Annotated in this window: 27 protein-coding genes, 1 tRNA gene and 3 pseudogenes; 23 read left to right on the forward strand and 8 right to left on the reverse strand. The window is 63.8% G+C overall.

Annotated elements, in window-relative coordinates:
• The first annotated feature begins 135 nt into the window (after nucleotides 1-135).
• The 11 genes from thpR (at nucleotide 136) to MU558_RS07640 (ending at nucleotide 7,784) form a co-directional block, all read left to right on the forward strand.
• Nucleotides 136-693 carry an RNA 2',3'-cyclic phosphodiesterase gene (gene thpR, locus MU558_RS07590; RefSeq protein WP_246973710.1) on the forward strand — a complete coding sequence of 186 codons (558 nt, stop codon included), beginning with the start codon at nucleotides 136-138 and terminating at the stop codon, nucleotides 691-693.
• 98 nt (nucleotides 694-791) lie between these two features.
• Nucleotides 792-944, forward strand: a complete 153-nt coding sequence (locus tag MU558_RS07595) for a 50S ribosomal protein L39e (protein ID WP_246973712.1) — start codon at nucleotides 792-794, stop codon at nucleotides 942-944.
• Nucleotides 944-1,222, forward strand: a complete 279-nt coding sequence (locus MU558_RS07600) for a 50S ribosomal protein L31e (protein ID WP_246973714.1) — start codon at nucleotides 944-946, stop codon at nucleotides 1,220-1,222. Before MU558_RS07595 ends, MU558_RS07600 begins: the two co-directional genes overlap by 1 nt.
• Nucleotide 1,223: 1 nt before the next feature.
• Nucleotides 1,224-1,889, forward strand: coding sequence for a translation initiation factor IF-6 (locus tag MU558_RS07605; protein ID WP_246973716.1), 666 nt, complete (start codon nucleotides 1,224-1,226; stop codon nucleotides 1,887-1,889).
• A gap of 88 nt (nucleotides 1,890-1,977) precedes the next feature.
• Nucleotides 1,978-2,154, forward strand: coding sequence for a 50S ribosomal protein L18Ae (gene rpl18a, locus MU558_RS07610; protein WP_246973719.1), 177 nt, complete (start codon nucleotides 1,978-1,980; stop codon nucleotides 2,152-2,154).
• Entirely contained in the window at nucleotides 2,151-2,621 is a 471-nt protein-coding gene (pfdA, locus tag MU558_RS07615) for a prefoldin subunit alpha (RefSeq protein ID WP_246973722.1), read from the forward strand. The genes rpl18a and pfdA overlap by 4 nt, the downstream gene beginning before the upstream one ends.
• A 6-nt stretch (nucleotides 2,622-2,627) precedes the next feature.
• A complete protein-coding gene (gene ftsY / locus MU558_RS07620) occupies nucleotides 2,628-3,857 on the forward strand; it encodes a signal recognition particle-docking protein FtsY (protein ID WP_246973725.1) in 1,230 nt (409 codons plus the stop codon).
• Nucleotides 3,858-4,225: 368 nt separating this feature from the next.
• Nucleotides 4,226-4,471 (forward strand): sulfurtransferase TusA family protein, encoded by a 246-nt coding sequence (locus tag MU558_RS07625; protein ID WP_246973727.1) that lies wholly within the window; start codon nucleotides 4,226-4,228, stop codon nucleotides 4,469-4,471.
• A gap of 88 nt (nucleotides 4,472-4,559) precedes the next feature.
• On the forward strand, nucleotides 4,560-4,973 hold the full coding sequence (locus MU558_RS07630) for a hypothetical protein (protein WP_246973729.1): 414 nt from the start codon (nucleotides 4,560-4,562) through the stop codon (nucleotides 4,971-4,973).
• Nucleotides 4,974-5,312: 339 nt separating this feature from the next.
• Complete coding sequence (locus MU558_RS07635) at nucleotides 5,313-6,698, forward strand: signal recognition particle protein Srp54 (RefSeq protein WP_246973738.1); 1,386 nt, start codon at nucleotides 5,313-5,315, stop codon at nucleotides 6,696-6,698.
• An 84-nt stretch (nucleotides 6,699-6,782) separates the two neighbouring features.
• Nucleotides 6,783-7,784, forward strand: coding sequence for a hypothetical protein (locus MU558_RS07640; RefSeq protein ID WP_246973741.1), 1,002 nt, complete (start codon nucleotides 6,783-6,785; stop codon nucleotides 7,782-7,784).
• A 63-nt stretch (nucleotides 7,785-7,847) separates the two neighbouring features.
• Here MU558_RS07640 and MU558_RS07645 read toward each other — a convergent pair whose 3' ends face one another.
• Together MU558_RS07645 and MU558_RS07650 are read right to left on the reverse strand one after the other, a co-directional pair.
• The gene (locus MU558_RS07645; protein ID WP_246973744.1) at nucleotides 7,848-8,261 is read right to left on the reverse strand and encodes an RNA-binding domain-containing protein; all 414 of its coding nucleotides are present in this window, start codon (nucleotides 8,259-8,261) and stop codon (nucleotides 7,848-7,850) included.
• Nucleotides 8,258-8,839 (reverse strand): AAA family ATPase, encoded by a 582-nt coding sequence (locus MU558_RS07650; RefSeq protein WP_246973746.1) that lies wholly within the window; start codon nucleotides 8,837-8,839, stop codon nucleotides 8,258-8,260. The genes MU558_RS07645 and MU558_RS07650 overlap by 4 nt, the downstream gene beginning before the upstream one ends.
• 370 nt (nucleotides 8,840-9,209) lie before the next feature.
• On the opposite strand from MU558_RS07650, the gene MU558_RS07655 reads away from it, so the two are divergent.
• The 7 genes and pseudogenes from MU558_RS07655 to MU558_RS07685 all read left to right on the forward strand — a co-directional run.
• The gene (locus MU558_RS07655; RefSeq protein WP_246973749.1) at nucleotides 9,210-9,593 is read left to right on the forward strand and encodes a DNA polymerase V family protein; all 384 of its coding nucleotides are present in this window, start codon (nucleotides 9,210-9,212) and stop codon (nucleotides 9,591-9,593) included.
• A 133-nt stretch (nucleotides 9,594-9,726) separates the two neighbouring features.
• Nucleotides 9,727-10,104 carry a YccF domain-containing protein gene (locus MU558_RS07660; protein ID WP_246973752.1) on the forward strand — a complete coding sequence of 126 codons (378 nt, stop codon included), beginning with the start codon at nucleotides 9,727-9,729 and terminating at the stop codon, nucleotides 10,102-10,104.
• Nucleotides 10,105-10,151: 47 nt separating this feature from the next.
• Nucleotides 10,152-10,226: transfer RNA gene (locus MU558_RS07665), tRNA-Arg, on the forward strand.
• Between the two features lie 171 nt (nucleotides 10,227-10,397).
• Nucleotides 10,398-10,505, forward strand: a pseudogene (locus MU558_RS23400) (DUF7563 family protein); the annotation flags it as partial.
• 394 nt (nucleotides 10,506-10,899) lie between these two features.
• A complete protein-coding gene (locus tag MU558_RS07675) occupies nucleotides 10,900-11,352 on the forward strand; it encodes a type IV pilin domain-containing protein (RefSeq protein WP_246973754.1) in 453 nt (150 codons plus the stop codon).
• Nucleotides 11,353-11,428: 76 nt separating this feature from the next.
• Complete coding sequence (locus MU558_RS07680; RefSeq protein ID WP_377071369.1) at nucleotides 11,429-11,836, forward strand: type IV pilin N-terminal domain-containing protein; 408 nt, start codon at nucleotides 11,429-11,431, stop codon at nucleotides 11,834-11,836.
• Between the two features lie 83 nt (nucleotides 11,837-11,919).
• Nucleotides 11,920-12,303, forward strand: a pseudogene (locus MU558_RS07685) (site-specific integrase); the annotation flags it as partial.
• Between the two features lie 128 nt (nucleotides 12,304-12,431).
• On the opposite strand, the pseudogene MU558_RS23525 reads toward MU558_RS07685, so the two are convergent.
• Nucleotides 12,432-12,585 (reverse strand): annotated as a pseudogene (locus MU558_RS23525) (PD-(D/E)XK family putative nuclease); the annotation flags it as partial.
• A 157-nt stretch (nucleotides 12,586-12,742) separates the two neighbouring features.
• Here MU558_RS23525 and MU558_RS07690 point away from each other — a divergent pair.
• Complete coding sequence (locus MU558_RS07690; RefSeq protein ID WP_246973758.1) at nucleotides 12,743-12,997, forward strand: hypothetical protein; 255 nt, start codon at nucleotides 12,743-12,745, stop codon at nucleotides 12,995-12,997.
• A 5-nt stretch (nucleotides 12,998-13,002) separates the two neighbouring features.
• On the opposite strand, the gene MU558_RS07695 is transcribed toward MU558_RS07690, so the two are convergent.
• Nucleotides 13,003-14,085, reverse strand: a complete 1,083-nt coding sequence (locus MU558_RS07695) for an aminopeptidase (protein WP_246973760.1) — start codon at nucleotides 14,083-14,085, stop codon at nucleotides 13,003-13,005.
• Between the two features lie 305 nt (nucleotides 14,086-14,390).
• Between MU558_RS07695 and MU558_RS07700 the strand changes: the two genes are divergently transcribed.
• Entirely contained in the window at nucleotides 14,391-15,035 is a 645-nt protein-coding gene (locus MU558_RS07700; protein ID WP_246973762.1) for a helix-turn-helix domain-containing protein, read from the forward strand.
• 15 nt (nucleotides 15,036-15,050) lie between these two features.
• Here the strand turns inward: MU558_RS07700 and MU558_RS07705 are convergent, their stop codons facing one another.
• Nucleotides 15,051-15,761 (reverse strand): class I SAM-dependent methyltransferase, encoded by a 711-nt coding sequence (locus MU558_RS07705; protein ID WP_377071370.1) that lies wholly within the window; start codon nucleotides 15,759-15,761, stop codon nucleotides 15,051-15,053.
• Nucleotides 15,762-15,926: 165 nt separating this feature from the next.
• Between MU558_RS07705 and MU558_RS07710 the strand changes: the two genes are divergently transcribed.
• Nucleotides 15,927-16,946, forward strand: coding sequence for a threonine aldolase family protein (locus tag MU558_RS07710; protein WP_246973764.1), 1,020 nt, complete (start codon nucleotides 15,927-15,929; stop codon nucleotides 16,944-16,946).
• A gap of 6 nt (nucleotides 16,947-16,952) precedes the next feature.
• On the opposite strand, the gene MU558_RS23150 is transcribed toward MU558_RS07710, so the two are convergent.
• Together MU558_RS23150 and MU558_RS07715 are read right to left on the reverse strand one after the other, a co-directional pair.
• Complete coding sequence (locus tag MU558_RS23150; RefSeq protein WP_265781577.1) at nucleotides 16,953-17,081, reverse strand: DUF7859 family protein; 129 nt, start codon at nucleotides 17,079-17,081, stop codon at nucleotides 16,953-16,955.
• A gap of 323 nt (nucleotides 17,082-17,404) precedes the next feature.
• A complete protein-coding gene (locus MU558_RS07715) occupies nucleotides 17,405-17,914 on the reverse strand; it encodes a metallophosphoesterase (RefSeq protein WP_246973766.1) in 510 nt (169 codons plus the stop codon).
• A gap of 87 nt (nucleotides 17,915-18,001) precedes the next feature.
• On the opposite strand from MU558_RS07715, the gene MU558_RS07720 reads away from it, so the two are divergent.
• Nucleotides 18,002-18,952, forward strand: coding sequence for a cation diffusion facilitator family transporter (locus MU558_RS07720; protein WP_246973769.1), 951 nt, complete (start codon nucleotides 18,002-18,004; stop codon nucleotides 18,950-18,952).
• A gap of 35 nt (nucleotides 18,953-18,987) precedes the next feature.
• On the opposite strand, the gene MU558_RS07725 is transcribed toward MU558_RS07720, so the two are convergent.
• Nucleotides 18,988-19,401: a hypothetical protein gene (locus MU558_RS07725; RefSeq protein WP_246973772.1), complete on the reverse strand. Its 414-nt coding sequence runs from the start codon at nucleotides 19,399-19,401 to the stop codon at nucleotides 18,988-18,990.
• 106 nt (nucleotides 19,402-19,507) lie between these two features.
• Between MU558_RS07725 and MU558_RS07730 the strand changes: the two genes are divergently transcribed.
• Nucleotides 19,508-21,682, forward strand: a complete 2,175-nt coding sequence (locus MU558_RS07730) for an ATP-dependent DNA helicase (RefSeq protein ID WP_246973775.1) — start codon at nucleotides 19,508-19,510, stop codon at nucleotides 21,680-21,682.
• Nucleotides 21,683-21,686: the final 4 nt, after the last annotated feature.

The following is a 21,686-nucleotide window of genomic DNA, read 5'->3' on the forward strand; positions in this document are numbered from 1 at the left end:
GATCGCCTCTCCGATCATACGGTCTGCTGTCCCTCGTTTTCGCAGCGACCACCCGCCGGGACGCGGTCGCTGCGGGACGGACGTCCAGCGGTCCGTACAGGATAGCTTCAAGGAACCCGACGGCGAACGTCCGCTATGCGTCTATTCGTCAGCGTCGACCTGCCGCCGGAGCTGACGGAGCCGGTCGCACGGCTCCAGGAGGAGTTCGCCGACGCCAGCGGGCTGAACTTCACCGATCCCGAGCAGGTCCACGTCACCCTGAAGTTTCTCGGCGACGTTGAGGAGGCGCAACTGCCGGAGCTGACGCGCGAACTCGAGGCCGCAGTCGCCGACGCCGACGTCGACCCGTTCACCGCCAGGTTCGGCGGACTGGGCGTCTTCCCCGATCTCGAGTACATCCGCGTCCTCTGGCTCGGGGTCGAGGAGGGCAGCGAGGAGCTGACGTGCCTCTACGAGGCGATCGAGGACCGGACGACGGCGATAGGGTTCGATCCGGAGAGCCACGATTTCACGCCCCACGCCACCCTCGCGCGGATGCAACACGCCGGCGGGAAAGAGCTGGTCCAGGAGCTCGTCACCGAGCGAGCGCCGACGGTCGGCGAGACGGTCGTCGAGGAGGTTCGCCTGACCGAGAGTACCCTCACCGACGAGGGCCCGGTCTACTCGACCGTCGAGTCGTTTCCACTCGAGTGAGCCCCGCGCGCGGCGAAACCGTCGACGACGGCTCCGACGGGTCGGTGCTCGACTGAATGGACAAGATTTTAAGCCAGCGTGGGTTACGTCCGCCCACTATGGGCAAGAAGTCGAAGGCCAAGAAAAAGCGCCTGGCCAAACTCGAGAACCAGAACAGCCGCGTTCCGGCCTGGGTCATGCTCAAGACCGACATGGACACGCAGCGAAACCCCAAGCGGCGCAACTGGCGACGCAGCGACACTGACGAATAATGAGCGCAAGTGACTTCGAAGAACGGGTCGTAACGGTACCGCTTCGCGACGTCAAGGCGGGGGCGAACCACGAGGCCGCCAACCGCGCGATGACGATCGTCCGCGAACACCTCGCAAAGCACTTCGCGGTCGACGAAGACGCGATCAGACTCGACCCCTCGATCAACGAGGCCGTCTGGTCGAACGGTCGGTCCAACCCGCCACGGAAGCTCCGCGTCCGCGCGGCCCGCTTCGACGAGGAGGGCGAACCGGTCGTCGAAGCCGAGTTCGCCGAGTAACTTGCTACGCGTCTCCTTCGCCGGCTCGGCGTACGTCGGCGTCTTCGCGCGTGCTACCGACGACTACGTGCTGGTTCGCCACGACGTCGACGACGACATCGTCGCCGACCTCGAGGACGAACTCGAGGCCCCCGCCGTCTCGACGACGATCGGCGGCTCCTCGACGGTCGGCGCGCTCGCGACCGGCAACGAGAACGGGCTGCTCGTCAGCAGCCGCATCCTCGAGTACGAACGCGAGCGCCTCGAAGAGGCGGTGGACCTCCCGATCGTCGAACTGCCTGGGAGTATCAACGCCGCCGGTAACGTCGTCCTCGCGAACGACTACGGGGCGTACGTCCATCCCGACCTCCCACGGGAGGCGGTCCAGGCGGTCAAAGAGGCGCTCGAGGTCCCCGTCGAACGGGGCGACCTCGCGGGCGTCCGAACTGTCGGGACCGCGGCGGTCGCCACGAACTCGGGCGTGCTCTGTCACCCGAAGGCGACCGACGAGGAACTGGACTTCCTCGAGGACGCACTCGACGTGCGAGCCGACGTCGGCACGATAAACTACGGTGCGCCGCTGGTCGGGTCGGGACTGATCGCGAACGACGCGGGATACGTCGTCGGGGAGGACACGACGGGTCCGGAACTCGGCCGTATCGAGGACGCGCTGGGCTACCTCGAGTAGTACTGCCGGCCGACGCGCCACTCGAGTTTCTGGGACGCCATCGAACGGGAAGGGAACATTCTTCCGATTGCCCAACGGATGGGTAGACATGAATCAGTACACCGTCACCGGTCGGTTCAAGAATCGCGACGGCTACGCGGAGTTCGAGACGGCTCTCGAGGCCGAAAACGAAGACGTCGCCCGCGAGCACGTCCTCTCACAGCTCGGCAGTCGCCACGGACTCAAACGGACGCAGATCGATCTCTCGGAGGTCGAAGCACGATGAGCAGCCAGCAAGAACTCCAGGCACTCTCCCAGCAGCTCCAGGAGATCCAGGGCCAGATCGAAGAACTCGAGGAAACGGTCGAAGCTATCCGTAAAGAACAAAGCGAGGTCGACGAGGCGATCGAAGCGATCGAGACTCTCGAGAGCGGGTCGGTCGTCCAGGTTCCGCTCGGCGGCGGTGCGTACCTCCGTGCGGAAGTCGAGGACATCGACGAAGTGATCGTCGAACTCGGTGCCGACTACGCCGCCGAGTTCGACGAGGACGACGCCGTCGACGCACTCGAGAACAAGAAGGATCGACTCGACGACCGAATCGAGGACGTGACCGAGGAGATTTCGGAACTCGAAGCCGAGAGCGCCCAGCTCGAACAGCAGGCCCAGCAGCTCCAGCAGCAGGCGATGCAACAGCAGATGCAGCAGATGCAGGGCCAGGGCCAGGGTCCGGGTCAGCAGGACTCCGACGAGTAAGGCCCCATGTTCGACAGTCTGAAGGAGAAACTCGGGAGCTTCCGCAAAGACGTCGAGGAGACGGCCGAGGAGAAAGCCGAACCCGTCGACGACGAAGAACTCGAGGAGGAGGAACTCGAAGCGGAGGCAGAACTCGAGGAGGAGTCGCTCGAGCCGGCGACGGAAGCCGACGAAGACGCCGTCGAGTCCACTGCAGAACCCGCCGAAGATGTCGGGGAATCCACCGACGCCGACGAGCCCACGGCAGAACCCGACGAGGACCCGTCGGCAGGCGAGGTCGTTGCGGCCGCAGAACGGGCGGACTCCGAAGAAGACGAGGGGGAAGCCGAGGAGAACAACTCCACTGGCTTCGGTCGCAAGGCGAAGTCGCTCGTCCGCGGGAAGTTCGTCATCGAGGAAGAGGACCTCGAGGGGCCGCTGCACGAACTCGAGCTCGCCTTGCTCTCGAGCGACGTCGAGATGTCCGTCTCCGAGGAGATCATCGACAACATCCGCGACGAACTGGTCGGCGAGACCCGGAAGTTCACCACGTCGACGGGCGACGTCGTCGAGGAGGCGCTTCGCGACGCCATTCTCGACGTGATCAGCGTCGGCCAGTTCGACTTCGACGAGCGCGTGGCGATCGAGGACAAACCACTGGTAATCGTCTTTACCGGTGTCAACGGCGTCGGCAAGACGACGTCGATCGCGAAGCTGTCGCAGTATCTCGAGGAACGTGGCTACTCGACCGTGATGGCAAACGGCGACACCTACCGTGCGGGGGCCAACGAACAGATCCGCGAACACGCGGAGGCACTCGACACGAAACTGATCGCCCACGAACAGGGCGGCGACCCCGCCGCGGTGCTGTACGACGCCGTCGAGTACGCCGAGGCCAACGACGTCGACGTCGTCCTCGGCGATACGGCGGGTCGACTCCACACGAACGAAGGGCTGATGGACCAACTCGAGAAGATCGGCCGCGTGGTCGACCCCGACATGACGCTGTTCGTCGACGAAGCGGTGGCGGGCCAGGACGCTGTCAACCGCGCCCGTGAGTTCGACGACGCCATCGCGATCGACGGTGCGATCCTCACGAAAGCCGACGCCGACTCCAACGGTGGCGCGGCGATCTCGATCGCCCACGTCACTGGCAAACCCATCCTCTTTCTCGGCGTCGGCCAGGAGTACGACGACATAGAGCAGTTCGATCCCGAGCAGATGGCGGATCGATTGCTCGAGACCGACGAGGAGTAACGCGCTCGACCTGCGATCCGTTTTCTCGCTCCCGTCGCTCGCTCGGTCACTCGTACCGATAGCTGTGAGTCTGTCCCGACGCAACCGCGAACCGGCTTGCGGTTGCGTCGGCAACCACTCTCATTATCACTTGCCTATCGAGGACGAATCTGTCTCGCGTTCTCCCGCAGAGTATTTTCCAATATTAGCAATACTATGCGGTGGGTTGGACGGCCATCATTCGCCGTACACCCGTCAAAACAGCTCGTCAGAATCGTATTGGTCTCGACCACTGTCTCAGGAAGTCCGATTCGAGATCGAGATCGCTACGCTTATGGCGTCGTGTTTGTATTGTACAATTACCCCAATTCACAACACGGGTACGAACCATGAGCAAGGAATTCGACATCGCAGATTCGCTCGACGTAAAGGGTGCAAGTTGTCCGATGCCGGTCGTCCGGACGAAGCAGGCGATCGACGACCTGGCAGCAGACGAGGTCCTCGAGGTCGTCGCGACCGACTCCGGGAGCATGAGCGACATCGAGGGCTGGGCCGACGGCACAGACGGCGTCGAACTCCTGGACCAGGAGGACGGCGACGGCGTCTACAAACACTACGTGAAGAAACTCGAGTAAACGCCAGCAGCGTTCTCCCACTTCCACACTCCGACCCATGTCCGAAACCGACGACACGCAGCAGCAGGAATCGACCGACGACAGTTCGATGACGCTCATCGTCCGCGTCGACGCGTACGACCAGGTCATCACGCCACTGGCATACGCCTACCTCGGCTCGGCCGTCTACGACGAGGTGAACGTCCTCTTCGTCAACTGGGCGGTGCGACTGCTCTCCGAGGACGGCCTCGAGGATCGCCTCTCGCCCGCCTCCGCAGATCGGGGGATGACCCTCGAGGAGGTGAAAGCGAGCGTCGAGGCGGGTGGCTTCCCGCCGGAACTCGACCAGATCGTCGCCGAACTCGGCGCTGCCGACGAGGTCAACCTCTACGGCTGTAGCCGCGCCGCCCGCGTCTTCGACGTCCCCGAGGAGAAGCTGATCCCCGAGGCCGACGGCATCGAGGGCGCGACCTGGTTCCTCACCGAGAAGGCCGAGACCGCCGACCTCTTCTTGCAGTTCTGAGGTCGACGGCTCCCTGCTACAGTGGACGGATCGACGCACCGCCTTCCGACGACGTTCTCCTCGACCGACTCGCACCGTCTGCTGTCCGTCAGTTCCCGAACAGCCGCGACTCGTCCAGCGGTTTTCGGGACACAGGTATCGCAGGCAGTCTCACGCGATCATTTCGCTCGCCACCAGGGCGTCGATTTCGGCGATAGCGTGACGACCCGCTGTCCGTTCTCGAGTCGTAGACGAGCGTCCGTCTGACCGGTTGTCGTCACCGGCCGTGCCTTCGGCCGCCGATTCGCGAACAGCAGTCTAGATAAAGCCTTTAACGCCGTCGCCCCGTACATCGAGCAAATGGTACTCGACGATCTCGGAAGTTCTCTCCGAGGCACCCTCGACAAACTTCGCGGGAAGTCCCGCATTTCGGAAGAAGACGTCGAGGAGGTCGTCAAGGAGATCCAGCGGTCGCTACTGCAGGCCGACGTCGACGTCTCGCTCGTGATGGAGCTGTCGGACTCGATCAAAGAACGCGCACTCGAGGAAGAGCCGCCAGCGGGGACGCCGGCGCGCGATTTCGTCTTGCGCATCGTCTACGAGGAACTGGTCGATCTCATCGGCGAGTCGACCGAGCTGCCACTCGAGGAACAGACTATCCTGCTGGCTGGACTGCAGGGGTCGGGGAAGACGACGTCCTCGGCGAAGATGGCGTGGTGGTTCTCGACGAAGGGGCTCCGTCCGGCAGTGATTCAGACGGACACCTTCCGTCCCGGCGCGTACGACCAGGCAAAGCAGATGTGCGAACGGGCGGAGGTCGACTTCTACGGCGACCCCGACGCCGACGACCCCGTCCAGATCGCCCGCGACGGCCTCGAGGCGACCAGCGAGGCGGACGTCCACATCGTGGACACCGCCGGCCGCCACGCCTTAGAGGACGACCTGATCGCGGAGATCGAGGAGATCGAGTCGGTCGTCGAACCCGACACCTCGCTTCTGGTCCTCGACGCGGCGATCGGGCAGGGCGCGAAAGACCAGGCCCAGCAGTTCGACGAGTCGATCGGCATCGACGGCGTCGTCATCACGAAACTCGACGGAACCGCGAAAGGTGGCGGTGCGCTGACGGCGGTCGACCAGACCGACTCGTCGATCGCCTTCCTCGGCACCGGCGAGGAGGTCGAGGACATCGAACGCTTCGAGCCCAACGGCTTCATCTCTCGGCTGCTCGGCATGGGAGACCTGGGCCAGCTCGCAGAACGCGTCGAACGCGCGATGGAGCAGACCCAGGTCGAAGAGGAAGACTGGGACCCCGAGGACATGCTCAAGGGCCAGTTCACCTTGAACGACATGCAAAAGCAGATGGAGGCGATGAACAACATGGGTCCGCTCGACCAGGTGATGGACATGATCCCCGGCTTCGGCGGCGGGATCAAAGACCAGCTGCCCGACGACGCGATGGACGTCACCCAGGAGCGGATGCGCAAGTTCGAGGTCATCATGGACTCGATGACCGACGCCGAGAAGGAGTACCCCCGCGCCATCGGTGCGAGCCAGATCGAACGCATCGCACGCGGCTCGGGCACGAACGAGGAGGACGTCCGGGAACTGCTCCAGCAGTTCAAGATGATGGAACGGACAATCAAGCAGTTCCAGGGGATGGGCTCCGAACAGGAGATGCAGCGGATGATGAAGAAGATGCAACAGCAAGGCGGTGGCGGCGGTATGGGCGGCATGGGTCCGTTCTGAACCGTCAGCTCTTCCCGTCCCGTCTATCGATTCAGTTTTCGACACTGTCGGTATTCTCAAGGGGTTCTCTCGTTATCGGCCAGTATGGACCGGCGATACTATCTCACGCGATCTGCATCAGTGCTCGGCGTCGTGTCGCTTGCGGGTTGTCTCGGGAGTCTCGAGTTCGGCGACCGGAACGGGACCCGGGACGACCGGAGTGACGACTCCACGTCCGACGAGTCTTCGGATAGCGACCGGGAGGCAGACCGGGAGATCAGGCGCGCCGTCGGCCAGTTGAACAAGGCGGGACTCGCCCTCCACGCGGTCGAGGAACGACTCGAGGACCCCGAAACGATCGAATTCGACGCCGACGAGCCTCGAACCCGACTCGAGACCGCACGCGACCACCTCGAGACGGCCGAGGAAGACGCGACCGACGCCCGGCTGGCGGACGTCGAGGAACTCCGGGCGTTCGCCGACGTCCTCGAACGGCTCGTCGACGTTACCGTCGCGATCACCGAGATCGAATTCGCCGTCGACGACGTGCAGACGGCGATCGACGAGCGACGGTTCGACGAGGCACGCGACTCGCTTCGAACTCGCCAGGAGACGGTCGTCGACGCGCGCGATCGCCTCGATCCCGTCCACGAGACGATCGAGACGCTCGACGGAGAACGTCTCGAGTCGCTGGACGTCGTCGACCTCGAGCCGATCGCAGACGGTGCGTCGGCGCTCGATCGACTCCTCGACGCGCTCGCGACGCTGTTCGAGGCGTACGATGCGATCGTCACCGGGAACGAACGCCTCGTGTCGGGCCAGGCGGACGCCGACGACCGCGAGTACGAGACCGCACGTGGCGAGTTCGAAGCCGCTCGAGACGCGTTCGCGGACGCGACCGAGACGCTCGCGTCCGGGGGCGACGTCCCGTCCTCGCTCGCCAACCAGATCGAGACTGCACGGTGTCGAAGCCAGACCCTCGAGGAGGCTGCGGTACGCCTCGTCGACAGCGCCGACGCGGCGCTCGACGGCGACGTGTCGAGTGCCCGTGACCTCGAGGACGAGGCGACGTCGTTGATCGACGACGCAGACGCGTGTGGGGACTAGCCGGTCGATTTGGCACCGCCATACCTCCCTGCCTGTCACCGATTCGAGTCAGAGGTGACCCGGTTAGCCCTCGATCGGTCTGCCGTCTTCCGTCGGTGGTGCGACGTGATCGACGTACTCCTCGAGTGTGGGCTCGTGGACTCGCACGCGAACCGCGATCTCGCCGAGTTCGTCCGGTTCGCCCACGGCGAAGTTCACGCGCTCTTCGAACGCCGCCTGTTTCTTCAGCGCAAACGAGAACGTATCGCCCTCGCGGTTCGAGAAGAACTCGCCGCGAGCGGTATCGAGGATCTCCTGTCGGTGCAGGAGGTCCGAAAAGTGATCGAGCGAGTGTGCAGTCCCCGCAATCTCGCCGTGGCGCTTTTCGATCTCGGCGTTCGGAAAGACGTTCGCCACGGCGTCTGCGATCCGTGTCGTGACCTCGGTGTCGTAGACCGGTGCCGTAATCTCGACGTCGACGCGGTAGATTTCACTCATGGGTCGGCTTCGGCCTCCGTACGTTTTTCATCGTCGGTGCCGCGGATGATCGTTCGAACCCGCTCGTGGAACGACTCGAGTGAGTTCGTGTTCTCGACGACGACGTCGGCACGGTCCATCGCGTCGTCCATTCCGAAGCCGCGTTCGCGCTCGTCGCGGGCAGCCAGCCCCTCGCCACCGTCGTCTTCGCCCGCGTCGCGGCCACGGGCGTCGATTCGCTCGGCACGGACCTCGAACGGCGCTTCGATGCTGACGAGCGTAAAGTCCTCGCCGAACCGGTCCTCGAAGACGTCGACCTCGACGTCGGACCGGATGCCGTCGACGACCACCACGTCGTGGTCCTCGAGGCGGTTTTCGATCATCGGTAACGATCGTTCGGCGATCGCCGTCGGACCGTCCTCCTCGCGCAACGCCTGGGCGACCGTTCCGTGGTCTTTCGCGGGATCGAGCCCGCGGGCCTCCGTTTCCTGTCGGACGACGTCGCCCATCGTTACCACCGGAATGCCCTCCTCGCGTGCGACCGTGGCGGCCTCGCCCTTGCCGCTGCCGGGCAACCCCACCGTTCCGATGACGTCCATCGAGGTGAGGTACAGGCGACTCCCGCATAAGGACTGTGTTCGACGCTCGAGGTCGACGCGACACCTGAGGACGGTCGCCACGACGCCTCGATTGTTCCTGGCGAAACGTCGGTAGGGTCCGGGTACCTCGCCGTCCGTCGCGACCGGCCCGGATCCGCTCGTTGAGGGGCCGTGACGGCGATCTTACGCTCGCGTTAGGCTCGGTTCTCCGCCCGAGACGAATCCGTTTCGCAGGCCGCAACGACGGTCGCGTCTGGAACTGTTCGCTCCTCTGCGGTCAAATCGCGACAATTCATCCAAATCCGAACTGATCGTCGAAACGGAGTCTAGCTGTTATTGATCACTCCGGTGGCGGTGTAGCTGTCGCGCTATGACAAAACAGTCACTCAACAGGCGTCGATTCACGACACTACTCGGTGCAGGCACGATGGTTGCGATCGCCGGCTGTGCGGACTCGCTCGGTAGTGGCGGCTCGGACGACGAAAACGGCAGCGACGGCACGGAGACCGAAGAGGAAGGCGACAGCAGTGGTCTGGGTACCGACGACGAAGACGACAGCGACAGTACGGAGACCGAGGACGACGACTCCGAAAACGACAGCGTGTTCGGGGGCGACACCGAAAACGACAGCGACACCGAAAACGACAGCGACGGCGGATTCGGAGACGATACCGAAAACGACAGCGACACCGAAAACGACAGCGACGGCGGATTCGGAGACGATACCGAAAACGACAGCGACGACGAAAGCTGACGAGCGTCGCTGACGCGCGCAGAACGGCCCTCCTTTTCGGCTGTGACTCGAGGCGAGTAGCGCTTGAGTAGCAGTCGCGCCACTCGTCCGACGGACCGCCGACGTTATCTCTCCGTCCGACCGATATTCAGGTATGAGTCAGCGATCCTTGCTCGTCCGTGCGATCTGGTTTCTCCTCGTCGGCTGGTGGCTGACGCCGATCGTGATCAACCTCGCGTGGGCGCTGAACGTGACCGTCGTCCTCGCTCCAGTCGGGATCAAACTGATCAACCTCGTCCCGACAGTGTTGACCCTGAAAGAGCCACGCTCGTTTACGGATCCGGAGCTGGCGCGCGGCCAGCCCTCGCTCGTGATCCGGGCGGTCTACTTCGTCTTCGTCGGCTGGTGGTTGAGCTTTCTCTGGGCGAACGTCGCGGCGTTTCTCGCGGTGACGATCGTCGGGCTGCCGATCGCGATCTGGATGATCAACCGCTTGCCGTACGTCACGTCGCTGTATCGCTTCGACGGCTAGGGCAAATCCCCACTGCTTATACCGTTTCACCGACGACTGGACACCGAGGGCACGTAGCTCAGTCCGGATAGAGCGTCGGACTTCTAATCCGACGGTCGTGGGTTCGAATCCCATCGTGCCCGTACGAAAACTGTCTGTTTAGGAGTTTTACCTGGCCGTCCGTCTGACGTCCGGTACCGTCGACATTCGGTGGATTACCGATTCGATTCCTACCCTGCGAATCTGGATTCCGTTCAACGGTTGAACGCGCCCTCTCGCCCTCATGCAATTTTCGTTGTCGGGCGGTCACTGAGGTGGTCGGCGTGACGGTCTCGCCGTGGCCGTCGACGGACCACTCGACCTGCCTCCACTGTGGCGCGCACGTCACCGATCGGTTCCGGCACGTCTTCGGTGACGACTCGCGATCGCGCGTGCGTGTGAAGGCACGTTCGTCGACCCGGACCTGGTATCGTCCCTGTGTCTGGACCGGCGCGTGAGAGTAAAATCAGTATCGGCCGCGTAGTCGAACTTGAAAACCGCGAGGCAAAATCAGTTCAAGGTAGTGTTGTAATCCCCTCTGTAGCTCCTTGATTATCAGATCTGAAACTGTCTAAAGACAAATGACTGATAGATATCTCCTCACGATCGCATAACTATATATGGTACAAGTCTACTGGATGTTATCAGCATCTGCAACGAACGGGGGCGGAAAGCGTGGCCGCAGGGTCTATCCCCAGTCTTCGAGTGCCACCGGACAAACCAGAAGTCCGAATATCAGCTTTCCTACCGTTCAGGCGATGCGAAATGATTCAAACCATGGACGTTACACGACTCAGATCGAAGCTCATCGGGAGTGAAAACGAACGAGCAGTATCGCCAGTTATTGGTGTCATTCTTATGGTCGCAATCACGGTTATTCTTGCAGCCGTAATTGCGGCATTCGTGCTTGATCTTGGACAAGGTCAGCAGGAGAATGCCCAGGCGGGTGTGTCAATTGACGGTGATGAAGTAACTGTCACTAGTCTCAATAATGCAGATGGTATCTACTTTGTTGATAATAGTGGCGTGATGGGTTCGATCAGCGTTGGGTCAACCGATAGTAATGATGCAACAGTGAATCAAGTCGGCTCAACTGTCGATCTAGACTCACAGGGAGCGTCTGGAACTGTGAGTATTGTTGCATATATTGGTGATGCGAGTGGTGCTGGTACCAACATCGAGGACAATGTTGAAACCACGACCACGATCCAAACGCACGAGATGAGCTAAAAGCATGTCTTGGCAAGCTACACTCGTGGGCAATGAAAAAGAAAGAGCAGTATCGCCAGTCATTGGTGTGATACTGATGGTAGCAATTACTGTAATCTTAGCAGCAGTGATCGCTGCATTTGTCCTTGATCTTGGACAAGGCCAGCAAGACAATGCTCGAGCCGGTGTTCAGGTCGACGTCTCAGATAGTGCAAAAGAGGTGCAGATATCGGTGACGTCGTTAGACAACGCAGAAGAGGTTCTCATCCGAGGTGACGTAGGCGAGTGGGACGTTCCTGCTGGTGGTGGTAGCGGTTCATTCGCCGATGCTGAACCATCCCTATCTACGACAGGCGCATCTACCACGCTTGAATGGGAAAGTACGGGATCGAGAACAGATGGGGAAGTATACTTGTCGTCTAACTCGGGGACTCTCTCAGTTGTCGGAGTGACAGACGACGGAACAGAAACCACCATCCAAACCGTTGACTACGACTTCAGTTGAAGTCGTAGCAGTCTTCACCAATTTTCACCGACACGTCCGTCAGCCTCGACCGATGATGACGACGATCGACTTGGATGATGAGACAGTACCACCGCCCGGACGTGACCGACGACTACGGCTGCAAACCTCTGATCGCGACTCAGTACGGCCGTCTGCCGGGCAACACGATCCGGAAGACGTTGTACCGGGTCACTCGTCCCTGTTGGCGCGACGAACCGTGCCCGCGCGACCGCGACCTCGAGGAGTGTGAAGCCGTCCATCTGGACCACGCGAGCACGTGCCCGTCGTCGCGATCTCCCCACGACGTCCGTAGTGGCCGGGTGGCCTACTATCGACGAGAAGACGTTCCCCGACGGATCGTCAAGGATCGGCTCAACGCGAGCGATGACATCCTCGATCGCCATTACGACCGCCGTTCCGACCGCGAACAGGCCGAACAGCGCAGTAACTTCCTTCTGGACCTATGAGAGACACGAACGCGAAACGGAGAGTCGCATCGCACCAGGGCATCTCTACCCATCGTGCCCGTAATTCTGCGGCGAACGGACGTGAGGAGCGAATCTGGGAGCAACTTCGCTGCGACCGTGGTTCGAATCCCATCGTGCCGCCGTAGCTTCTCGTGGTACCGCCGATAGACCGTCCAGCTTCCGGCTGTCGGCGTGCTCGAGCATCGTCCTCTCGAACTCGACGGGCGTGCTGTTGCCGAACGTCGCGTCGTGCCAACTCGAGCGGTACGCGTCTCCCGACCGACCCATCTCGAGTGTGATTCCCGACGACGCGGCACTCGTCGCCTCGAGGTCACTCGAGGTGACTGTCACGTGGTCCGTGACTTCGTCCTCGAGCGTCGCCGCAGGCGGGGAAATGCTAATATGTTACCGTACGATACGTTAACACAGGTAGTCTCCGATGAATGCAACAGCGAGTCTCGACGTCGCGGTAGCGCTTGCACAACAGGGTCCGAAACTGATCGTGACGCTCGTCGCCGGATTCATGCTGTTGCTTTCGGTCGCGTTTCTGGTGTTCGTCGCGATCGGGCCGTACCTCTCGCCGAAGTGGGCCGCCGAGTTCGACAGTGGAAACGGTGAAAGCCAGTACGGCTACGAGACAGATGGGATCGACGACCAGAGTGAGTCGTCGGAGCCGGACGCCGACCCGCAGTAGAACTGCTACTCTTCGAAGACGAACGTTCCGTCCTCCTGGACGCGCTCGCCGTCTACCTCGATGAACGAATTCTCGCTCATGTCGACGATCATATCGACGTGGACGGCGCTTTCGTTCTGCTCGTTGCCCTCACCGACGGTGTCGTCGTAGGCGCGGCCGACCGCCATGTGGACGGTGTCGCCCATCTTCTCGTCGAACAGCATGTTGTACGTGAACTGGTCGATGTCGCGGTTCATCCCGATGCCGAGTTCACCGAGTCGGCGCGCGCCGTCGTCGGTCTCGAGCACCTCGGTCAGGAGGTCTTCGTTTTTCGCCGCCGAGTGAGAGACGACTTCGCCGCCCTCGAACTCGAGGTAGACGTCGGTGATCTCCCGGCCCTGGTGGTACAGCGGCATGTCGAACAGGACCTCGCCCTCGACGCTGTCGGGGACGGGTGCGGTGAAGACCTCGCCACCGGGCAGGTTGTGTTCGCCGTGGTCGTTGATCGTCGGGTTGCCCGCGATCGACATCGTCACGTCGGTCGTGTCGCCGCTTTTGATGCGGATCTCGTCGGCGTCGTCCATGATCTCGACCATGTTCGCCTGGTGTTCGCGCTGGGCTTCCCAGTCTTTGTTGACGGCGTCCCAGACGAAGCTCTCGTAGGCTTCGGTGCTCATTTCGGCGAGCTGGGCGTTCGCTGGCGCGGGGAACTGCGTGAGACACCACCGCGTCGAGAGCCGTTCCTCGAGGATGGGTCGGTGGGCCTGCTGGTAGGCGGCGCTGATCTCGGGGGCGACGTCGCTGGTCTGGGTGACGTTGTCGCTCGCCCGGATGGCGATGTAGACGTCCGTGTTCTCGATCAGCGCGAGTTCGTGTTCGGGCGTCTCGAACTCGCCGTCGGACGCGTGGAGGAACGCCCGTTGCTGACGTTTGCCCGTCCGCTGGCTCGTGGAGACGGGGTTCGCTCCGTAATCGCCGATCACCTCGTGGAGGGCGACGACGAGGTCCTCGGCGACGGGGTGGGCGTCGACGACGACGTTGTCGCCTTCCTGGAGGTCGACCGAGTGGTTCGCGATGATCTCTGCGTGCTCGCGGATGCGCGGGTCCATGTACCACAGGTATTCGAGAGATCAAAAACCCTTTTCGAATCGAAATCCAGGATCGGTGTCTGGTGCCGCCACTGATACCGGGAAGCCGCTGTCGGACAGTAAGGAAGACCCCGAGGTAGATCGACGCCAGCGCACAGGCGACGCCAGTTCCGAACGCGAGCGTGTACGGCGACTTGAGGACGAACTCCCGCCGCAACCACCGTCTCGAGTGGTCGTTCATGTCCGCCGATAGCCGGCGAGCGTCCGTCGGGAAATCCCCGAAACCTATCGTAGTTTTATGTGTCGACCGATTCTTTCGTCGATCGATGAAATCCGCGCGCGTCTCGATCGGACACGACGTGGCGGCGCTGTCGTCGATACACGCGGGAATCTGTTCGTCGCCGGATATCGACCGGGAAATCGTCCTCGGCGGCCAGACGGTCGACGGCGTCGAAACGATCACTTCGTTCGTCTACGGCGACGTCGCAGCGTACGAGGACCTGCTGGAGGGCCGCGAGGCGGTCCGGGAGTACGACGTGACCGAGACGACCGACGGGTTCTTCCTGTATCTCCGCCGGGAACTCGGCTCCAGGGAGCGGTCATTGCTGGACGCGCTTGCAGGGGACACCGTGGTCGTCGTCCCGCCGATCGAGGTCCGCTCGGACCGGACGATCCGGCTGACGATCGTCGGCCACCCGACGGATCTCGCGAGCGTGCTCGAGAACGTTCCCGACGGCGTGACGGTCGACGTGCTGTGGGTGAGCGACAGCGCGTCGGTTGCCGAGACGCCGGCCTCCGACCGGCAGCGGACGGCGCTCCGGGCCGCCTGGGACGTCGGCTACTACGACGTTCCCCGCCGAAACGGCATCGAGGCGGTCGCGGACGAACTCGACTGTGCGGTCTCGACAGCGTCCGAACTCCTCCGACGGGCGGAGGCCAACGTGGTCGGCCGGGCACTCGATCGCCAGTGATCGAACTCGAGTCGACTACTCCTCCGGCGAGACCGACTTGCGACAGTGGACGGTATACGCCGTTCCCGCCGCGTACGTCTCGCCGACCGTACACTCCGTGAAGACGGCACGGAGCGACGCGAGGACGTCGCCGTCGGGGTTCCAGTTCGCGTACCAGCGGAGGAACCATCGGAGAAACGGGTTTGCGATCCGCGCGGGACCCTCCGGGACGGGACGGAGGTCGAACACGACGAACGATTTGCCAGACTCGAGGTGACGGTGAACGTTCCCCACCGCCGCCCGGACGTCCGGCATGATACTCATCGAGAGCGTCGCGACGGCCGCGTCGAACGATCCCTCGATGTCGACTCTCGTCGCATCGGCGCAGTGAACTTCGACGTTGTCCCACCCGTGTCGCTCGATCCGGTCGCGAGCCTTCGCGACCATCTCGGGGCTGTAATCGATGGCGACGAGTCGCCCCGTCTCGCCGATCGCCTCGCGTACGAGCGCGAAGTTGACGCCCGGACCACAGCCGATCTCCAGGACGCGATCGCCGGACTCGAGCCCCAGTCGATCGATCGCCGCCTCCCGTATCGGTTCGAAGTCGCGCTCGCTCATCGTGTACCAGTCACTCCAGCGGTTCCACATCGTCCGACTGCGCTCGAGGTGCCTCTCGTACCCCGGGTCGGTCGGGTCAGGGGTGGCCGACTCCGTTGCGTCTCCAGGCTGCTTCGATTCGGCGTTCACACTCGTGGATTGGCGTTGGAGCGACGAAGGCCTACCTCCGATAGGTATCGCCTCTTTATATACTGGCGATCGGGACGCCTGAACGGACGGGAATCCGATTCGAGTCCTACCGCCTCCGACCGCCAGGGCGTCGCCTATTTCTGCTCGCGCCCCTCATCTCGAGTCATGATCGACCTGCGTTCGGACACGGTCACGAAACCAGACGAGGAGATGCGCGAGGTAGCACGCGACGCCGCGGTCGGCGACGACGTCTACGGCGAGGATCCGACGGTGAACGAACTCGAGGCCCGCGCCGCCGACCTCGTGGGCAAGGAAGCCGCGCTGTACGTTCCCACCGGGACGATGGGCAACCAGGTCGCCGCCCGCGTCCACACGGAGCACGGCCAGGAGGTGCTCGCGGATCGGCAGAGCCACGTCGTCAAGTACGAACTCGGTGGCCTCGCCCAGCACTCGGGACTGCAGGTGCGGATGCTCGACGCCGATCCGAACGGGGTTCCGACGCCCGAACAGGTCGCCGACGGCTACGTCGCCGAAGACGTCCACCGGCCTGGCACCGGGCTGCTCTGTCTCGAGAACACCCACAACGCCCGTGGCGGCCGCGCGATTCCATCGGGGGAGATCGCGGCTGCAGCCGAGGCGGCCCACGACCACGGCGTGCCGGTCCACCTCGACGGCGCGCGGGTGTTCAACGCCGCGGTCGCCCTCGACGTTCCCGTCACCGACATCACGGAGCCGGTCGATTCGGTCATGTTCTGTCTCTCGAAGGGCCTTGGCGCGCCCGTCGGATCGATGCTCGCGGGCAGCGAGGAGTTCGTCGAGCGCGCCCGCCGGACCCGCAAACTGTTCGGCGGCGGCATGCGCCAGGTCGGCGTGATCGCCGGCCCCGGCCTGCGTGCCCTCGAGAACGTCGACGACCTCGCGACCGACCACGAGAACGCGCGCGTCCTCGCCGACGGCCTCGATTCGGTCGCGGGACTCTCGGTGGCAGAACCGGAGACGAACATCGTCCTCGCCGACGTCGCGGAAACAGGCCTCGACGCGGCGGCTGTCATCGACCGCCTTCGAGACCACGAGGTGCTTGCCACGCAGTTTGGGCCGACGACGGTCCGGTTTTGCACCCACCGCGACGTCGACCGCGAGGACGTCGAGACCGCTGTCGACCGCGTCGCGACGGCACTCGAGTAGTCTGCGCTACCGGCCCATCCCTTCGCGGAACTCGAGGATCGTCCGGCGAAGGAGGAGGTACGAGAAGAAAACGAGCGAGAGCAGGATGACGACGACCGCGATGATGACGGGGTCGTCGGGGATGAATCCCAGCATAGCAGACGTGTACACGACAGGAGGGCAAAACCGTTTCGACGGGCCGTCTCGATCACGGCCCCCGCCGTCGGTCGTTCTAGCTAAAATCGACTTTTTAGCTTGCGGTGACTATTTTCCGAGCCGACACGTAGGTTCAGATGCGCCCCGAACTTCGGCCCTCTCCGACGCGTGGCCGGCGACAACCGGGGCGAAACTGCTGCCATCCCCCGGTCCCGATCGCTGCCAGCCCCCACCCCGATCGCGTTCGGGACCGCTCCTGATCGTCCCCCTGATCGTGCCTCTCACAGGCCGGTCGGCTGGAAGCCACTCGACTGCTCGACCGGTCACGATTTTCGCTCGAACGTCTCGATGACCGTTCCATCTGGTTCGCACAGCCTCCCCTCGAGGCCGCCCTCTGTCGACTCGAGCGTCGCGAACCCCGGCCTGTTTCCGCGCGGCTGGGCGTGGCTGCCCGGGTTGAGCAACAGGACGTCTTCGGTCTCTGCCACCGTCGGGCGGTGGCTGTGTCCGGAGACGACCACGTCGGCGTCTCGCGATCGACCGAACATCGCCAGGCCCACCTCGCCGCCGTCGCGTCGGTGAGTGACGGCGACCCGAATCCCCGACTCCTCGACGATCCGGTCGGTCGGCAACCGGTCTCGAACCGCCGGCTCGTCGGCGTTGCCGTAGACGGCGTACAGCACCGAACACTCCTCGAGGAACGCCTCGAGTGCGCGCTCGGTCGTGAAGTCGCCCGCGTGGATCACGGCATCAGCCTCGCGTGCCGCGGCGAGCGCCTCGCCCTCGAGTTCGTGTCCGCGGTGGCTGTGCGTGTCGGAGAAGATCGCGATCATGGCTCCGGCTACGGCGACCTGGATGAGGATTCTTTCGTCTTCCGTTTCATCCAGTTTTAATTGATAATCGATCGTACGTGTACCGAGATGGCAAGTAGCAAGTCGGTCGTACTCGCCGCACTGGTCGCGAACGGAGCGATCGCCGTCCTGAAGTTCGCCGGGTTCCTGCTGACCGGCAGCGCGGCGATGCTGTCGGAGACGTACCACTCGATCTCGGACACGGGAAACCAGGTCTTCCTGCTGATCGGCATCCGGTTCGGCGCGCGCGATCCGACCCGGGCACACCCGTTCGGCTACGGCAAGGCACAGTTTTTCTACAGTTTCCTCGTCAGCGTGTTGCTCTTTGGCATCGCTGGCTGGGAGAGTCTCACACACGGGTACTCGGTGCTTGCCCACGGCGAGGCCCACGTCTCGAGCAGTCAGACGCCGCCGCTTCCGCTCGTCGGCGCGGTCGATGGCGTCTACGTCAACTACGCGGTCTTGCTCGGTGCGATCGGCTTCGAGTCCTACGCGTTCGCGAAGGCGTACGAGGCGATCCGTCTCCAGATGGACGAACACGGCTGGGAGAGCTTTCGCGAGGCGTTCCGGAAGACGACCGACGTGACGACGCTGACGGCACTCACGGAGGACACAATCGCACTCGCCGGCGCCGGCATCGCGCTGTTTGGCGTCTACCTCACGCGGCAGACGGGTGATCCGGTCTACGACGCGACGGCCGCGGTGCTCATCGGCCTGTTGCTCATGGGCTTTGCACTCGCGCTGGCGTGGGAGAACAAGCGACTCCTGCTGGGTGAGAGTCTCATCGCGCCCGAGGAGGCGGAGCTTCGTGAACTCGTCGCCGAGAGCGACGGCGTAGACGACGTCGTCGACTTTCGTACAGTCTACTTCGGCCCCGAACAGCTCCTCGTGACGGCCGACGTCGCGTTCGACCCGGACCTCGAGACGGAAACACTCGAGCGCACCGTCGACGCCATCGAAGACGCGCTGCGCGCTCACAACTCCCAGATCGAGAAAGTGTACGTCGAACCGGAGGAGTGACCGACGGATCGTCGAACCGGACACCCGCCTGAGTCCTACAGACCGTCGTTTTCGACGTTGACCGCGACGAACGTCTGTCCCGGTGGCCGTTCCGTCGTCGTCGCCGACACCGTCGTCTCCTCGAGGTCGACCGCCGAGTCGAGCACCACTCGCTCGCTTTCGGTCTCGACGGCCACCGCGACGTCCGTCGGGCTGGCACCCGGCGGCAGTTCCGAGGGATCGTACTCGAGGACGACCCGGAGGGCGTCCAGCCCCGTCACGTCGTCCAGTCCGACCAGGTCGACGGGATCGGTGAGCGCGTCGGCGGGGGTCTCGAGGTCGCTCGCGACGAGGTCGAACTCGTCTGGGACGCCCGCGGCGACGATCGACGCGCTGGCTCCCGCTCCCTCCGTCTCTCGCTCGAGCAGGGCGTTTTCGACGTCCGCTGGATCGTAGCCTGGAATCGCCATAGTCGACACGCCAACGTCGAGGCACGTAGCTGTACCCCCGGCTATCGACTGCCGTGGTCCCGTGTGAGACGAACGCTTTTATCGGAGCAGGAACCAATCACTCGGTGTGTCGGAGACTGCCGGCTACATGCGCTTTTTCCCGTACGAACAGCCGTACGAGAACCAGCGCGACGCGATGGACCGGATTCACAACGCCCTGGTCCGCGGACAGGACGTCCTCTTCGAGGGTGCCTGTGGGACGGGCAAGACGCTCTCGTCGCTCGTCCCGGCGCTCGAGGTCGCCCGCGAGCAGGACAAGACGGTCGTCATCACGACGAACGTCCACCAGCAGATGCGCCAGTTCGTCGCCGAGGCACGCGAGATCACGCGCGAGGAGCAGATCCGGGCGGTCGTCTTCAAGGGCAAAGCCTCGATGTGTCACATCGACGTCGGCTACGAGGAGTGTCAGGCGTTGCGCGACAACACCCGCGCGCTAGTCGACGCCGAACGCGATCGCGACCAGCTCGAGCGTCGCCAGCGCGAACTCCTCGCGGAGAGCCAGGACGGCGACGGCTCCGCCGCCGAGGCCCGGAGCGCGGTGATGGACGAACTCGAGTCGATCGAAGACGAGATCGACGACCTCGAGGAGCAAAACGTCTGTACGCACTACCGGAACAACCTGACCGAAGAGACCGACGAGTTCTTCGGCTGGCTGTTCGAAGACGTTCGGACGCCGGCGGACATCTACGCCTACGCCGACGAACGCGACCTCTGTGGCTACGAACTCCTGAAGGAGGGACTCGAGGGCGTCGACCTCGTCGTCTGTAACTACCACCACCTGCTCGACTCGACGATCCGCGAGCAGTTCTTCCGGTGGCTGGGACGCGACCCCGAGGACGTCATCGCCGTCTTCGACGAGGCCCACAACGTCGAGGACGCCGCCCGCGAACACGCCACCCGGACCTGCTCCGAACGGACGTTCGACTCGGCGCTCGACGAACTCGAGGACGTCGACGACTCCCGGGCGGCGGACGCGGCGAACGTCCTCGAGGCGTTTCGAGACGCGTTAGTCGAGACCTACGAGGACGCCTTCGGGTTCGGCCACCGTGAGCAGATCGGCGAGGACTGGCAGGACGTCCCGATCGCCAACGCAGACCGGCGCGACGACCTCACGCTCGCGTTCCTGCAGCGGTACTCGGGCCAGGGGATCGACGACGACCTCGAGGCGGCGACGACGCTGGGCCAGCGCCTGGACGAGGAGTACGAGGAGGCCTACCGATCCGGCGAGAGCGCCACCCGCACGGAGTGTCAGACCCTGCAGGCGGCGGCGTTCGTCAGCGCCTGGATGAACGAGGGGGCAAAGCAGGGACTGTACCCCGTCGTCTCCGTGCGCCGCGACGCCGGCACGGACGAGATCTACGGCCGGGCGGAGCTGTACACCTGCCTGCCTCGACAGGTAACCGGTCGGCTCTTCGAGGAAGTGTACGCGACGGTGCTGATGAGCGCGACGCTGCAACCGTTCGACGTGACCGAGGACGTCCTCGGGCTCGAGGAGCCGGTGACGATGGCCTACGGGCTCCAGTTCCCCGAGGAGAACCGCCGCACGTACGCCGTCGAGACGCCCGCGCTGTTCGCGAGCGAGCGCGACGATCCCGCGGTCCAGGAGGCCGTCGCGTCGGCCATCTGCGACGCCGTCCGCTTTACGCCTGGCAACACGCTCGCCTTTTTCCCCAACTACGCCGAGGCGGCCCGGTACGCGAGTCGACTCGAGCAGGCGGACCTCGAGTCGACGGTCTACCTCGACGAACCCGGGGTCGCAGTCGAGGACCTCCGGACGACGTTCGTCGACGACGACGACGCCGTCTTGCTGACGTCACTGTGGGGCACCCTCGCGGAGGGCGTGAGCTTCGACGGCGAGGACGCACGCACCGTCCTCGTCGTCGGCGTCCCGTACCCGCACCTCGACGACCGTGCCGAAGCGGTCCAGGATGCCTACGACGCGGCGTTCGACGGCACGCAGACGGGCTGGCGCTACGCCGTCGAGATTCCGACTGTCCGGAAGACGCGCCAGGCGCTCGGGCGGGTCCTTCGGTCCCCGGAGGACGTCGGCGTGCGGGCACTGCTCGACCGGCGCTACTCGCGGGAGGCGAAAGCCGAGCTCGGCAAGTACAGCGTCAACGGCACCTTCCCACACGAGGAACGCGAGGAGCTGATCGACATCGATCCCGAGAAGCTCAAGTTCGCCATGCTCAACTTCTATACGGACCACGACGCCTACGCGGGCGAACCGCCGACGCCCTGACCGT

Origin of the sequence: Natribaculum luteum (genome assembly GCF_023008545.1) — an archaeon.
GTDB lineage: Archaea > Halobacteriota > Halobacteria > Halobacteriales > Natrialbaceae > Natribaculum > Natribaculum luteum.

Excerpts from the sequence above, each read along its gene's own strand:
- MU558_RS07625 (WP_246973727.1), top strand. The coding sequence starts at position 4,226 with ATGAGCAAGGAATTCGACATCGCAGATTCGCTCGACGTAAAGGGTGCA.
- MU558_RS07695 (WP_246973760.1), bottom strand. The coding sequence starts at position 14,085 with ATGGACCCGCGCATCCGCGAGCACGCAGAGATCATCGCGAACCACTCG.
- ftsY (WP_246973725.1), top strand. The coding sequence starts at position 2,628 with ATGTTCGACAGTCTGAAGGAGAAACTCGGGAGCTTCCGCAAAGACGTC.
- rpl18a (WP_246973719.1), top strand. The coding sequence starts at position 1,978 with ATGAATCAGTACACCGTCACCGGTCGGTTCAAGAATCGCGACGGCTAC.
- MU558_RS07675 (WP_246973754.1), top strand. The coding sequence starts at position 10,900 with ATGGACGTTACACGACTCAGATCGAAGCTCATCGGGAGTGAAAACGAA.
- MU558_RS07715 (WP_246973766.1), bottom strand. The coding sequence starts at position 17,914 with ATGATCGCGATCTTCTCCGACACGCACAGCCACCGCGGACACGAACTC.
- MU558_RS07690 (WP_246973758.1), top strand. The coding sequence starts at position 12,743 with ATGAATGCAACAGCGAGTCTCGACGTCGCGGTAGCGCTTGCACAACAG.
- MU558_RS07630 (WP_246973729.1), top strand. The coding sequence starts at position 4,560 with ATGACGCTCATCGTCCGCGTCGACGCGTACGACCAGGTCATCACGCCA.
- MU558_RS07635 (WP_246973738.1), top strand. The coding sequence starts at position 5,313 with ATGGTACTCGACGATCTCGGAAGTTCTCTCCGAGGCACCCTCGACAAA.
- MU558_RS07725 (WP_246973772.1), bottom strand. The coding sequence starts at position 19,401 with ATGGCGATTCCAGGCTACGATCCAGCGGACGTCGAAAACGCCCTGCTC.
- MU558_RS07655 (WP_246973749.1), top strand. The coding sequence starts at position 9,210 with ATGACAAAACAGTCACTCAACAGGCGTCGATTCACGACACTACTCGGT.
- pfdA (WP_246973722.1), top strand. The coding sequence starts at position 2,151 with ATGAGCAGCCAGCAAGAACTCCAGGCACTCTCCCAGCAGCTCCAGGAG.
- MU558_RS07640 (WP_246973741.1), top strand. The coding sequence starts at position 6,783 with ATGGACCGGCGATACTATCTCACGCGATCTGCATCAGTGCTCGGCGTC.
- MU558_RS07660 (WP_246973752.1), top strand. The coding sequence starts at position 9,727 with ATGAGTCAGCGATCCTTGCTCGTCCGTGCGATCTGGTTTCTCCTCGTC.
- MU558_RS07650 (WP_246973746.1), bottom strand. The coding sequence starts at position 8,839 with ATGGACGTCATCGGAACGGTGGGGTTGCCCGGCAGCGGCAAGGGCGAG.
- MU558_RS07595 (WP_246973712.1), top strand. The coding sequence starts at position 792 with ATGGGCAAGAAGTCGAAGGCCAAGAAAAAGCGCCTGGCCAAACTCGAG.
- MU558_RS07710 (WP_246973764.1), top strand. The coding sequence starts at position 15,927 with ATGATCGACCTGCGTTCGGACACGGTCACGAAACCAGACGAGGAGATG.
- MU558_RS07700 (WP_246973762.1), top strand. The coding sequence starts at position 14,391 with ATGAAATCCGCGCGCGTCTCGATCGGACACGACGTGGCGGCGCTGTCG.
- thpR (WP_246973710.1), top strand. The coding sequence starts at position 136 with ATGCGTCTATTCGTCAGCGTCGACCTGCCGCCGGAGCTGACGGAGCCG.
- MU558_RS07645 (WP_246973744.1), bottom strand. The coding sequence starts at position 8,261 with ATGAGTGAAATCTACCGCGTCGACGTCGAGATTACGGCACCGGTCTAC.
- MU558_RS07600 (WP_246973714.1), top strand. The coding sequence starts at position 944 with ATGAGCGCAAGTGACTTCGAAGAACGGGTCGTAACGGTACCGCTTCGC.
- MU558_RS07720 (WP_246973769.1), top strand. The coding sequence starts at position 18,002 with ATGGCAAGTAGCAAGTCGGTCGTACTCGCCGCACTGGTCGCGAACGGA.
- MU558_RS07680 (WP_377071369.1), top strand. The coding sequence starts at position 11,429 with ATGGTAGCAATTACTGTAATCTTAGCAGCAGTGATCGCTGCATTTGTC.
- MU558_RS23150 (WP_265781577.1), bottom strand. The coding sequence starts at position 17,081 with ATGCTGGGATTCATCCCCGACGACCCCGTCATCATCGCGGTCGTCGTC.